Below are 11,203 nucleotides of genomic sequence, written 5' to 3' on the forward strand. Positions count from 1 at the left end.
CGTCGCTCGAATTCCATTGAGGCTACAGCTGCCGGACACGAGCTATATGGCAGGGCGAGAGCAGCAACCGCCGCGGCGGAAGATATCGCGCTGCGCCAGCTCGGCGTGGCCGAGCGCCAGCAACTACTGTCGCTCCTCCGCAAGATAGCTTTCGACAGCGAGCCTGGGCAGTAATCACCCTCCGTACTGCATCCTCAATTCATACTTGCGAATCTTGCCGCTTGCGGTGCGGGGAAGCTCGTGAACGACAACTACTCGCTTGGGAATCTTGTACTTCGCAGCGCGCTGCTGGAGATGGTTGGCAATCTTGCTGTCACGCACGCCAATGACTGCTGCGGACTCAATGGCAGGCAGCTCGATAATGATGTGTTCGACCTCGGCCGGGTGGAGGTTTTCGCCACCCGAGATGATCATGTCTTTCTGCCGGTCAGAGATGTACAGGAAGCCCGCGTCGTCGAGGTAGCTGATGTCGCCGGACCGGAACCAGCCGTCGTGAGTGAAAGACTCTGCCGTAGCATCCGGTCGATTCCATTAGGAGCTGACGACATTGGGCCGGCAATCTGGATCTCGCCAGCTTCACCTACCGGGCTCACGGAGCCGTTCTCGTCAGCGATTCGAACGTCCGTAAAAAAGTGTGGAAGTCCTGCAGACCCGGGCTTGTCGCGGCTGCGCGCCGGTGCAGGCTTGTCGCTCAGTGTATTCCCGTCCCACCGCCTGCCCGCCCGAAGACGGATCCTCAGGTGCGCTGCTCGGTGAGCCTGCACGGGGTTTCGATTCAACGCTCTCGCCGCACCCGAAGCACGGTGTCGCTCAGCGTCACCGTCGTCCCGTCTCGCCAGGTGACCGGCCTGTCGACGAGCGCGTTGGTCTCGACGACCCAGCCATCCGGCAGCTGGAGCGACTCGAGAACCTCATCGGGTGTGGGTAGGGGCGGGGCGTCGTGGTCGTGTTCCGCATGGCTCGACCCGGGCGGAAACGCCCCGTGCCCGACGACGAGCAGCCGTCCACCGGGTGCGACGGCGGATGCTGCGCGCCGCAGGATCTCCTCGCGCGGCAACTCGACGGGGGAGTGCAGGAACGCGGCTGTCACGAGGTCGAACTCCGACGACGGATGCCACGTGGCCAGGTCGGCCTGCACCCAGTCGAGGCGTTCGGCCAGGCCTTCCTGTGCGCCCTTCGCCGCTCCGACAGCAAGGGCGGTCTCCGAGATGTCGATTGCGGTGACGGTCCAGCCCTGGGCTGCGAGCCACAGCGCGTCTCCGCCTTCGCCCGCCCCGAGTTCCAGGGCGGTGCCGGGCGTCAGGCCGGTCACCTCGCGTTCGACCGCTTCGTTGACTCGACCGCTCCAGACGTGTCCGGTCTCGTCGCGGTTGGTGACGTAGCGTGCCTCCCAGAACTCGGTCGGGTCGGTAATCGTTTCGTCTTTCGAGTGAGTCATAGTGCTCAGTTTCCCTTCGCGTAGCCGAGGGTGGCGGATGTTGCGGCGACCCGCCCCGACGCCGCGGCGACTTCATCCGCAATCAGCTCGCTGTTGATGGCGAGGGCGGCGGCCGCGCCGGAGCCCGCCGCGACCGGGACCAGCGCTGCCGGGTTGGCGGCGTTGCCGATCGCCCAGACGCCCTCGACGCTCGTCTTGCCGAACTCGTCGACGGCGGTCCACGAGCCGAAGTGCGTTTCGGTGCGTGCTGCCCCCAGCTGCCTGAGCGGTTCGTCCAGCGCGATGGGTGTTGGCTCAGCGAACACCACGTCGAGCGGTGCGACCGTGCCGTCTGCGAGGCCCAGCCCGGTCAGCGTGCCGCCATCCGTGATGACGTGCGTGACGGCACGATCCTCCAGCAGCATTCCCCGTTCTTCGAGCACGAGTCTGTCGGCATCCGGTATGGGCCCTGCAAGTGCGGTGAACACAGTGATGTCGTCGGAGTAGGACCGGAGCATGTGCGCCTTGTGCAGCCCCATCACGGAGCCTGCGAGCACGCCGATCGCGCGACCGGTCGCCTCGTGGCCGTCGCAGTACGGGCACGCCACGACTCCGCGACCCCACTGCTCGGCGAGGCCTCGGATGTCGGGCAATTGGTCACGGGTTCCGGTCGCCACGATCAGCCGGCGTGCGCTGGCGCGGGCGCCGCTGTCGGTCACGACCTCGAAGCCGCCGGCGGTCGCACGAGTCTCGACGACGCGGGCATTCTCGATCACCCCGTCGACGGCTCGGACCTCGCGGTGACCGTCAGCCACCAGGTCCAGCGGTGAGTAGCCGTCGCGGCTCAGCACACCGTGCATGTGGGGCGCGAACCGGTTGCGTGGCTCCTGCGCGTCGAGCACGAGGACGCGCCGACGGGCGCGAGCGAGGATGAGGGCCGCACTGAGCCCGGCACTGCCACCACCGATGATGATGACGTCCCAGGGCTCGTCAGATATCGGGTGGGCGGGGCCGGGGGCGGATGCTGCGGAAGGGTGCCTGTCGTTCGTCATGCCATCATCGTGCCGAGCTGGTACCGTTGTGGCAACTATCCATGCCGAATCAGCAACAACGGAGCCACATGCCGAACGACTCTCTCGCCCTCATCGGCCCCCGCCTGAAGAGCTGGCGGGAGAAGCGCAGCATGACTCTCGCTGAGCTCTCGAGGACCACCGGAATTTCATCGAGCACGCTGTCTCGCCTGGAGGCGGGCAAGCGTGCACCCAACCTCGAACTCGTGGTGCCGATAGCGCGAGCGCTGAGGCTCGAACTCGACGACATCGTGCCGCGCGCGGCCCCCGACCCGCGAGTGTCGCGCACGAAGAAGCGCATCGGCGAGATCCAGTACGAGACGCTCTCGCCTGAGACGAGCCCAGTGCAGACCTACAAAGTCACATTGCCCGCGAACCCGGCCGGGGTCGCCGCGGTTCCCGACCCGAAGGTTCACGACGGCCACGAGTGGCTGTACGTGCTATCCGGACGCCTACGGCTCGTGATCGGTGCCCAGGAGGTGACGTTGGGGCCCGGCGAGGCCGCCGAGTTCGATACCCGGATTCCGCATTGGCTGTCCGCGACCGGCACCGGACCCGTCGAAATGTTGTCCATCTTCAGCAAGGAGGGCAAACGCATCCACCTGCGTGCCCGCCCCACAACGAATTCCGGGACCGAGATGAGCTGATCCTTGGCGGGAATTCAACCCAGGCTGGCAGCAGTGTTGCTGCAGACGGCATCCGCTTGGCGTTGAATCGGAACATGACCACCATTGCCGACTCCGCCGTGCTCATCCTCATTGACGTGCAGGACGCCTTCGACGATCCGTATTGGGGGCCGACCAGCAACCCAGCGTGCGAGGACAACATTGCGGCGCTCGTCGACGCCTGGCATGAGCGCGGCGGGACCATCGTGGTAGTCCGCCATGACAGTGTCTCGCCGGAGTCGCCACTTCACCCCAGCCATCCGGGCAACCAGCTGAAGCCCGTCGCCGCCAACGCGAGCGCCGAATTGCTGGTGGTGAAGAGTGTCAACTCGGCGTTCCTCGGCGAGCCGAACCTCGGTGACTGGCTGAAGGCGAACGAGGCAACGCAGTTGGTGCTGTGCGGCATCCAGACCAATATGTGCGTCGAAACGACGGCGAGGATGGGCGGCAACCTGGGCTACGAGGTGATCGTTCCGCTGGATGCTACGCGCACCTTCGACCTGGAAGGCACGGCCGGGCCGGATGGCGCCAAGCCCAGCGCAACCGCCGACGAGCTGATGCGGGTCACTGCAATCAATCTCGCCGGCGGCGGCTTCGCGACAGTGACGACGACGGGTGCCCTGCTGCGCGACCTCCGGGTCAGCTAGAGACTAGGCCGGCTGGGCGGTCTGAGCATTGCGAGCCGCGCCCGCGGTTGTGGCCGGCAGTTCCGCGCTGAATCGGGCGATAGCGAGGGCTGTGAGTACGAGGCCCAGCGAAGCAACCCCGATCCCCATACCCTCGCCAAGCTTGTTGATGAACTCGCTGACGATGAAGATGCCGATCCCGATCACCCAGGCGATCAGCGGCAGCCAGCTCTGGAAGCTCCGCATGCGCAGGCCGATCCCGCTGCCTATAAGGACCGGACCAAACAGCAGTGCGGGCAGGGTCGGCAGAATGCCGAGGAACGCAATCCCGGGATCTGCGCTGAGCGCGATTAGGGCGGATTCACGGCTGACACCCTCGGAAGTCAGCTGCAGCATCACCAGTGAGAATCCGGCCCGGCCCGCCGCGAGCCACACCCCGGCGATACCGAGCATCACGCCACCCGTCTTGATAAGTCTGGCGCCCCGACCTGTCAGTGGAACTCGTGCAAGGGAGATTGCTGAGACAACGAAGAAGATCGCAGCGACAGCGAGGAGTGCCGTTGACGTGGATTGCAGACCGGGTGATGCGGCAACGGCATCAAGCCGCGCTTCCATGCTCGTGCCCATATCGGGTGAGATCGATTGGGCGGTCGTCCAGGCGATGCCGGCGATGCCGAACAGGATAGGTAGGGAACGGTTGGTCATGATGCCTCCACAGTTGACGTTGGTGAGGCAATCCTTCGCGCCTCCGGCCCGCCGGGGAATGGAATCAGCTGCCGTTCACCCTGCAGTCGGCGCCCCACGAATGCGGGTGCACGCTGCACCCTGACTGGAGCTGATCGGTGGCAGAGTGAAGCCATGGCGTTGGAAGACGGAATGACGGTGTTGACTGTCGTCGCCTGGTTGGCGTCGGGGCTGGCCGCTGTCTGCCTCGTGCCGGGCAACGGCGCCGCGCGCTTCCTGCTGGTCGCCAGCATCCTGTTCGGCCTATCCCGCAGCTCCCCGCTTCTGCTTGCCGGGATGGAAGGCGCCCCGTTCGCACTGCTGCGTACGTTCGCCGTGATGGCTTTCCTCTCTTCTCTCGTTGCGATCGTCGCCACCCTGGTGCGCTACCCCGACGGCCAACCGGACGCACGCTGGCATGTCTACGCGGTACAGGCGCTGGCCGTTGTGGCCGTGACGGCTCCGCTCGCGCAGCTCATTGGTTCGCCGATCCTGAGCATCGGAGACGAACCGGCTCAGTCCAACCCGATTGCGGTGGGCGGGCTGGTCGCCATGGGCAACGTCGGTGAGGCGCTGGAAAGCACCGAGCCGCTCTGGATCGTCTTCGGCGTTGTCGTTCTCGCATTGCGCTGGTGGCGTGGTGATGCGGAGCGCCGCTCTCAGCTGCGATGGCCGCTGCGCAGCATCCTCCTGTTGGCCATCCTGCTGGTCGCCATAGCGGTCGGCTCGCTGCTGCAACTCACCGGGGTGCCGGATGCTGTCATCATCCCGGTCTTTTTCACCGCCTTGTCGCTGTTCCCGGTCGCACTGCTGGTCGGCATCACCCAGCGTGTTCGGGCACTGGAGCGACGACTGGTCGATTCCCGCGCCCGACTGGTGCAAGCCGAAGATGTGGCTCGGCGCACCCTGGAACGCGATATCCACGACGGGGTGCAGCAGCAGTTGGTTGCCATCCTGTCACTCACCGAACTCGCACATATCCAGCTCGGCCATGATCCAGTAAAGGCATCCGAGACCATTACGGAGGTCGGCGGACAGGCCCGCACGGCTATCGGCGACCTTCGAGAGCTGGTGAGAGGCATCCGGCCCCCGGTGCTCGCCGACTCGGGTCTCGTTGCCGCCCTGGAGAGCCGCCTGGCACGGCTTCCCGCCGATGTTCGAATCGATGCATCCGGTGTCGAGACCAGGCGGTGGGCACCCGGTGTCGAATCGGCAGCATACTTCCTGGTCAACGAGGCGGTCACGAACTCGCTCAAACACGCGGCGGGTTCCCGGATCCTCGTTCAGCTCCGCGCTGTCGCTGACGACCTGCTGGTGCAGGTGAGCGACGACGGCCCCGGCGCTGGGGCCGGCGCTGCAGCGTCCTCGGGACTGACCGGGTTGCGCGATCGAGTGGAGTCGATGGGCGGCAGGTTCATTATCGACGGGGACCCATCGGGCACCCGAGTCCAAGCGTTGTTCCCGGGGGCGGTGTGATGCGCCTCGTCATTGCGGACGACAACTTTCTCGTCCGGGAAGGGGTTCGCCGGCTCCTGGATGACGGTGCGGACGTGACGACCATCGGTTCTGCGGCTACGGCCACCCAACTGCTCGACCTGGTAGCGGACCTGTCGCCGGATGTGGTTCTCACCGACATCCGGATGCCTCCAGGCATGGCGATGGACGGCATCGAGGCGGCATTGCGAATCAGGGAGCAGCACTCCCGGGTTGGTGTTGTCGTGCTCTCCCAGCACGCGGATGCCTCCTACGCGTCTGCGTTGTTCGCCAACGGTACGGCCGGTCTGGCGTACCTGCTCAAAGAGCGCGTCGGCGACCGAGCGGAGCTCGTGCGGGCGTTGTGTGCGGTGTGCGACGGTGGTTCCGTCGTTGACCCACTCATTGTCGACGAATTGGTGAGCGCCGGCCACGCAATGCGGGGCGGCCAGCAGAACCCGCTGACCGAGCGAGAGTTCGAGGTGCTGAGAGAGATGGCCCAGGGGCACACGAACGGGGTGATCGCCCAGCGGCTCTTCATTTCTGAGTCCGCAGTGAGCAAGCACGTGGCCTCCATCTTCGCGAAACTGGGGCTCGGAGAATCGCCTGGAATCGACCGTCGCGTCAGCGCGGTTCTCACCTATGTGAAACGCTGGCGCTAGGGCTCCAGCTCCGCGACCGGCTCCACCAGTTCCGGACCGTCATTCTTCACGCTGTTCACCGCTCGGGAGACCGGGTGGTACTGCAGGTCGTGGGCCTGCTCGTGCGAGGTGCCGTCGATCAGCCGGAGCAGATCCTCACCGCTGAGGTGGTCGCCCAGCCAGTCGTCGTAGCTGTCCGGGGTGAGGAAGGCAGGCATCCGGTCGTGCACCTCACCAGGCGCGACATGGGCATCCATGGTGATGATCGCCATTGAGAGTCTCCAGCGATCCGGGTCGTCGTCGGCCTTGCTCCCGTCGCGCCACGGAAGGATGATCCCCGCCATCGCCAGGTGCGCATCCGCGTTGTTCACGAAAAAGGGCTGCTTGCCGTCCGGTCGCAGCTGCCACTCGTAGTAACCGAGCGCAGGCACGATGCAGCGGTGGGCGGCGAAACCCTGTCGGAACATGCCGTTCGTTGCGACGGTTTCGACCCGGGCATTGATGATCGGCTTTCCACCGCCGAAGGTCGGGGAACTCTGCGCCACAGCGCCCCACCGCACGGCAGCGAGTTCCCGCCGGTCGTTGTGCGAGCGGATGACCGGCACGGTGTCGGTCGGGGCGATGTTCCAGTCCGGCCGCCAGTCGCGGTAGTCGCCGCCGGCGGCGACATACTCGCGGATCAGTTCGTCCGTGCTCTGGTCGAGGGCGTAGCGTCCGCACATGCCACCACCGTACGCCGAGCATCCGACACTGCCGCCGTTCGACGAGCACAGCGACCTCGGTTGCCAGCCAGACAAATACCAAGGTAACGATAAGGCAACGGTATATCGCCCGGTATGGCAGCGATCGGCCGGGTTACGTAGCCGTCAATACGGACCTGACCCAGAAAATGAGCAGTTCACCTGTTAGGTTAGAACACGGTTTTACGACCTCTTAATCAGGACGCGACCCCGCGGAGAGCCCTAGGAACTCCGCGCGGACGTACGGTGAAGCTCTGATGGCGGCGATCCCGATGTTCGCGCCAGCCCGCACCCGTCGAGGGTGCCACGTGCAGTCACAGCCCTCCCGTCCGTGAGTGTGAGCACCCACCCAGCCTGAATTCGGTTGCGTTGGCGTGCCGGAGATCACATGACCGAAACCATTGCCGTCAAGGCAGACAAACTTTACAAAGTCTTCGGCCGACGGGCCAAAGACGCAGTGACCCAGCTTGAGGCCGGTGCCAGCAGGCAGGACGTCTCCCCCCTCGGAACCGCAGCCGTGATCGACACCTCATTCGAAGTGAAGAAGGGCGAGATCTTCGTCGTCATGGGGCTATCCGGCTCCGGAAAGTCGACACTGATCCGGATGCTGAACGGCCTTCTCGAGGTAACCTCCGGCTCCGTCACCATCGCTGGCAAGCAGGTGACGGGCGTACCGGCGAAGCAACTCCGTGACATCCGCCGTCGGGATGTCTCCATGGTGTTCCAGCATTTCGCCCTGCTTCCGCACCGCACGGTCATCGACAACGTTGCGTACGGGCTGGAGATCCAGGGCATCACTCGCCAGGAACGGCTCGAGCGCGCGCGCAAGATCATCACCCTCGTCGGACTGGAGGGCTGGGCTGACAGCCTCCCCTCAGAGCTGTCCGGCGGGATGAAGCAGCGTGTCGGCCTGGCCCGCGCGCTCGCGACCGACACCGACGTGCTGCTGATGGACGAAGCGTTCTCCGCGCTCGACCCCCTCATCCGCCGCGAAATGCAGGAGCAACTGGTCGAACTGCAGGCCGACCTCGGCAAGACCATCATCTTCATCACCCACGACCTCAACGAGGCCATGTTCCTGGGCGACCGCATCGCCGTCATGCGTGACGGCCGCATCGTGCAGATCGGCACCCCCGAGGACATCCTCACCGACCCCGCCAACGACTACGTCGCCCAGTTCGTGCAGGATGTGGATCGCGCCAGGGTGCTGACGGCTTCCAGCGCCATGGAACCGGCACGCTCCGTCGTCTCGGTGACGGCCGGGCCGCGCGCAGCACTTCGCGAGATGCGCGACCTGCAGACGTCGGCCGCGCTGGTGGTCGGTCGTGGGCGAACCCTGATCGGCGCCGTTCGCGACAAAGACGTCATGCGTCAGGTGAAGGCGGGGGAGACCGACCTGTCCGCTGTGACCGAGCCCGTGGCATCCGTCACCGGCGACGTCGCCCTCGCCGACCTCTACGAGGTGTCGGTGGAAAGCCCGCTGCCCATTGCGGTCGTCGACGAGAACAACCGGCTGATCGGGGTCATCCCCAGGGTCACCCTGCTGGCTGCCGTCGGCAACGTGTCCACCAACACCGGAGAGACGCCGGCCATCGAGCCACCACCGACCATCCCGGTCAACGTCATCAGCGAGACGCTTCGCGTCTCCGCCCTCAGCGCCGCCGCAGCTGCTGAAGATGCCCACATGAAGGGGGCATCATTGTGAGCGACGACTTCTTCCGCCTGCCGCTCGGCCAGTGGGTCAAGGTGGCCGTGGACTGGGTGACCGAGAACCTCGGGTTCCTGTTCGACTTCATCCGCAGCATCTTCAACGGCCTGTATGACGCTGCCGACTGGCTCTTCGTGACGCCGCCCTTCTGGGCCATCATCGTAGTTCTCGCCGGGCTGTCCTGGTACGTGCGAGGTTGGCGATTCGGCGTCGGCGTCGGCGTCGGACTACTCGTCATCATGTCGGTGAACCAGTGGGAGAACGCCATGGACACGCTGGCACTCACCATCGTGTCAGCCTTCATCGCCGTCGTCATCAGCATCCCGCTGGGCATCTGGGCGGCACGGTCCGACCGGGTATCGCAGGCCATCAAACCGGTGCTCGACTTCCTGCAGACTATGCCGGCGTTCGTGTACCTGATTCCTGCGATCATCCTGTTTCGCGTCGGAGTGGTACCCGGCATTGTTGCGACCATCGCTTTCTCCATGGCGCCAGGCGTCCGCCTGACCGAGCTAGGCATCCGGGGGGTCGACAAGGAGGTTGTCGAAGCCGGTCACGCCTTCGGGTCGTCGCCGCGTCGCATCCTCGCCCAGATCCAGCTTCCGCTGGCACGCCCCAGCATCATGGCCGGGGTCAACCAGGTCATCATGCTGTCGTTGTCGATGGTCGTCATCGCCAGCATGGTCGGTGCACCGGGTCTTGGTAAACCGATCATCCAGGCGCTGAGCCGAATCGATGTTGGCCTCGGATTCGAAGCGGGGCTTGCCGTCGTCATTCTCGCGATCATCCTCGACCGGCTCACCGCGAGCCTTGGTGCTGGGCGCAAGAACGCGACCCGCAACACCACCCTCAGATCTTCGACCGACGCCACGTCGGCCGAGAACGCAAAGTCCGCCACCGGGGAGGCCACTGAGTCGTCCCCGATGGACAATGCACAACCACCAATCGCCCGGGTCACAGCATCGGGTGGAAAGGAAACAGTATGAAGAAGCGCTTTATGACGACCATCGCGGTCGGAGCAGTGGCACTGCTCGGCCTGACCGCGTGCGCAGGAACCCCGGAGTCCAACGACGCCGGAAGCGGAGACTCCGGTGACCAGAAGTCACTGACCGTTGGCGTGTTCAACGGATGGCCGGAGGGCGAGGCCGCCTCATACCTGTGGAAGGCAGTGCTCGAGGAGAAGGGTTACGACGTAACCCTGGAGTATGCAGACGCAGGCCCTGTTTTCGCAGGCCTCAGCACTGGTGACTACGACGTGGCATTCGACGGATGGCTGCCGCTGACCCATGCGGACTATATGAAGGAATTCGGCGCCGACCTGGAAGACCTCGGGTCCTGGAACAATGACGCCGTGCTGACCATGGCCGTGAACGAGGACGCGCCGATCGACTCGCTCGATGAGCTGGCCGAGCACGCCGATGAGTTCGGCAACCGCATCGTCGGCATTGAGCCCGGTGCCGGACTGACCGCTGCAGTGGCCGACGGCACCATCCCGGCCTACGGTCTGGACGGCATGGAGTTCGTCACCTCGTCGACACCGGCGATGCTGGCTGAACTCAAGGCGGCGCTGGATGCCGGCGAGAACATCGCCGTCACCCTGTGGCGTCCGCACTGGGCCTACGACGAGTTCCCGATCAAGGACCTCAAGGACCCTGAGGGCACCCTCGGCGACGCGGAGGAAATCCACTCCATCGCCCGTACCGGGTTCGCGGATGACTTCCCCGAGCTGACCGGATGGATCGAGAACTGGGAGCTGGACTCCGAACTGCTGTACTCGCTGGAGAACGCGATGTACAACAGCGGTGCAGAGGCGAGCGAGTACGAGACCATCGTCGCCGACTGGATCGCCGAGAACCAGGACTACGTGGACACGCTCACCAGCTAGTCACCGTATTCAACGAGGAGGCCCGCGCCGAATGGTGCGGGCCTTCTTGCGTTTCCGGCGCGCGGCGCGCTCCCGCTGGTTGAGTCGGAGGGCGGCTTGTGCTGGTTGAGCTTGGTTCGCTGGTTGAGCTTGTCGAAACCCGCCGAGGTTCGCATCTCGTCTTCTCCTCCACAACCCGGCTACTTCCCTTTATCCACAGCAAATCTGTGGAGAAGAAGTACTCACATTCACTCGAATAAATCTTCGAATGTGAGA

The 11,203-nt window shown here is 65.0% G+C and carries 11 protein-coding genes and 1 pseudogene; 7 read left to right on the forward strand and 5 right to left on the reverse strand.

The genetic code is table 11. From position 1 onward, the window contains the following. Nucleotides 1-174: 174 nt before the first annotated feature. The 3 genes and pseudogenes from ACX3O0_RS00975 to ACX3O0_RS00985 form a co-directional block, all read right to left on the reverse strand. Nucleotides 175-674, reverse strand: a pseudogene (locus tag ACX3O0_RS00975) (acyl-CoA synthetase family protein); the annotation flags it as partial. A 101-nt stretch (nt 675-775) separates the two neighbouring features. Then, entirely contained in the window at nt 776-1,438 is a 663-nt protein-coding gene (locus ACX3O0_RS00980; RefSeq protein ID WP_459106470.1) for an SAM-dependent methyltransferase, read from the reverse strand. 5 nt (nt 1,439-1,443) lie between these two features. After that, nucleotides 1,444-2,469 carry an NAD(P)/FAD-dependent oxidoreductase gene (locus tag ACX3O0_RS00985; protein WP_459106471.1) on the reverse strand — a complete coding sequence of 342 codons (1,026 nt, stop codon included), beginning with the start codon at nt 2,467-2,469 and terminating at the stop codon, nt 1,444-1,446. A gap of 68 nt (nt 2,470-2,537) precedes the next feature. Here ACX3O0_RS00985 and ACX3O0_RS00990 point away from each other — a divergent pair, with 68 nt between their 5' ends. Next, entirely contained in the window at nt 2,538-3,134 is a 597-nt protein-coding gene (locus ACX3O0_RS00990; RefSeq protein ID WP_459106472.1) for a helix-turn-helix domain-containing protein, read from the forward strand. A gap of 74 nt (nt 3,135-3,208) precedes the next feature. Further along, nucleotides 3,209-3,799 carry a cysteine hydrolase family protein gene (locus ACX3O0_RS00995; RefSeq protein ID WP_459106473.1) on the forward strand — a complete coding sequence of 197 codons (591 nt, stop codon included), beginning with the start codon at nt 3,209-3,211 and terminating at the stop codon, nt 3,797-3,799. 3 nt (nt 3,800-3,802) lie between these two features. Here the strand turns inward: ACX3O0_RS00995 and ACX3O0_RS01000 are convergent, their stop codons facing one another. Continuing rightward, nucleotides 3,803-4,483, reverse strand: coding sequence for a hypothetical protein (locus ACX3O0_RS01000; RefSeq protein ID WP_459106474.1), 681 nt, complete (start codon nt 4,481-4,483; stop codon nt 3,803-3,805). Nucleotides 4,484-4,636: 153 nt separating this feature from the next. Here ACX3O0_RS01000 and ACX3O0_RS01005 point away from each other — a divergent pair, with 153 nt between their 5' ends. Both ACX3O0_RS01005 and ACX3O0_RS01010 read left to right on the forward strand, forming a co-directional pair. Further along, nucleotides 4,637-5,977, forward strand: coding sequence for a sensor histidine kinase (locus ACX3O0_RS01005; RefSeq protein ID WP_459106475.1), 1,341 nt, complete (start codon nt 4,637-4,639; stop codon nt 5,975-5,977). After that, nucleotides 5,977-6,636 (forward strand): response regulator, encoded by a 660-nt coding sequence (locus ACX3O0_RS01010; protein ID WP_459106476.1) that lies wholly within the window; start codon nt 5,977-5,979, stop codon nt 6,634-6,636. Before ACX3O0_RS01005 ends, ACX3O0_RS01010 begins: the two co-directional genes overlap by 1 nt. Here ACX3O0_RS01010 and ACX3O0_RS01015 read toward each other — a convergent pair. Then, on the reverse strand, nt 6,633-7,337 hold the full coding sequence (locus ACX3O0_RS01015) for an SOS response-associated peptidase (RefSeq protein ID WP_459106477.1): 705 nt from the start codon (nt 7,335-7,337) through the stop codon (nt 6,633-6,635). The genes ACX3O0_RS01010 and ACX3O0_RS01015 overlap by 4 nt on opposite strands. 406 nt (nt 7,338-7,743) lie before the next feature. On the opposite strand from ACX3O0_RS01015, the gene ACX3O0_RS01020 reads away from it, so the two are divergent. From ACX3O0_RS01020 to ACX3O0_RS01030, 3 genes are read left to right on the forward strand one after another with little or no spacing between them, the layout of a single operon-like run. Next, nucleotides 7,744-9,060 carry a quaternary amine ABC transporter ATP-binding protein gene (locus tag ACX3O0_RS01020; RefSeq protein WP_459106478.1) on the forward strand — a complete coding sequence of 439 codons (1,317 nt, stop codon included), beginning with the start codon at nt 7,744-7,746 and terminating at the stop codon, nt 9,058-9,060. Further along, on the forward strand, nt 9,057-10,049 hold the full coding sequence (locus ACX3O0_RS01025; protein ID WP_459090198.1) for an ABC transporter permease: 993 nt from the start codon (nt 9,057-9,059) through the stop codon (nt 10,047-10,049). Before ACX3O0_RS01020 ends, ACX3O0_RS01025 begins: the two co-directional genes overlap by 4 nt. Continuing rightward, the gene (locus ACX3O0_RS01030) at nt 10,046-10,948 is read left to right on the forward strand and encodes a glycine betaine ABC transporter substrate-binding protein (RefSeq protein ID WP_459106479.1); all 903 of its coding nucleotides are present in this window, start codon (nt 10,046-10,048) and stop codon (nt 10,946-10,948) included. The genes ACX3O0_RS01025 and ACX3O0_RS01030 overlap by 4 nt, the downstream gene beginning before the upstream one ends. The last annotated feature ends 255 nt before the right edge of the window (nt 10,949-11,203 follow it).

The sequence above is a fragment of the Homoserinimonas sp. A447 genome (genome assembly GCF_054489325.1).

Coding starts and splice junctions, on each gene's coding strand:
- ACX3O0_RS00980 (WP_459106470.1), bottom strand. CDS start 1,438: ATGACTCACTCGAAAGACGAAACGATTACCGACCCGACCGAGTTCTGG.
- ACX3O0_RS00985 (WP_459106471.1), bottom strand. CDS start 2,469: ATGACGAACGACAGGCACCCTTCCGCAGCATCCGCCCCCGGCCCCGCC.
- ACX3O0_RS00990 (WP_459106472.1), top strand. CDS start 2,538: ATGCCGAACGACTCTCTCGCCCTCATCGGCCCCCGCCTGAAGAGCTGG.
- ACX3O0_RS00995 (WP_459106473.1), top strand. CDS start 3,209: ATGACCACCATTGCCGACTCCGCCGTGCTCATCCTCATTGACGTGCAG.
- ACX3O0_RS01000 (WP_459106474.1), bottom strand. CDS start 4,483: ATGACCAACCGTTCCCTACCTATCCTGTTCGGCATCGCCGGCATCGCC.
- ACX3O0_RS01005 (WP_459106475.1), top strand. CDS start 4,637: ATGGCGTTGGAAGACGGAATGACGGTGTTGACTGTCGTCGCCTGGTTG.
- ACX3O0_RS01010 (WP_459106476.1), top strand. CDS start 5,977: ATGCGCCTCGTCATTGCGGACGACAACTTTCTCGTCCGGGAAGGGGTT.
- ACX3O0_RS01015 (WP_459106477.1), bottom strand. CDS start 7,337: ATGTGCGGACGCTACGCCCTCGACCAGAGCACGGACGAACTGATCCGC.
- ACX3O0_RS01020 (WP_459106478.1), top strand. CDS start 7,744: ATGACCGAAACCATTGCCGTCAAGGCAGACAAACTTTACAAAGTCTTC.
- ACX3O0_RS01030 (WP_459106479.1), top strand. CDS start 10,046: ATGAAGAAGCGCTTTATGACGACCATCGCGGTCGGAGCAGTGGCACTG.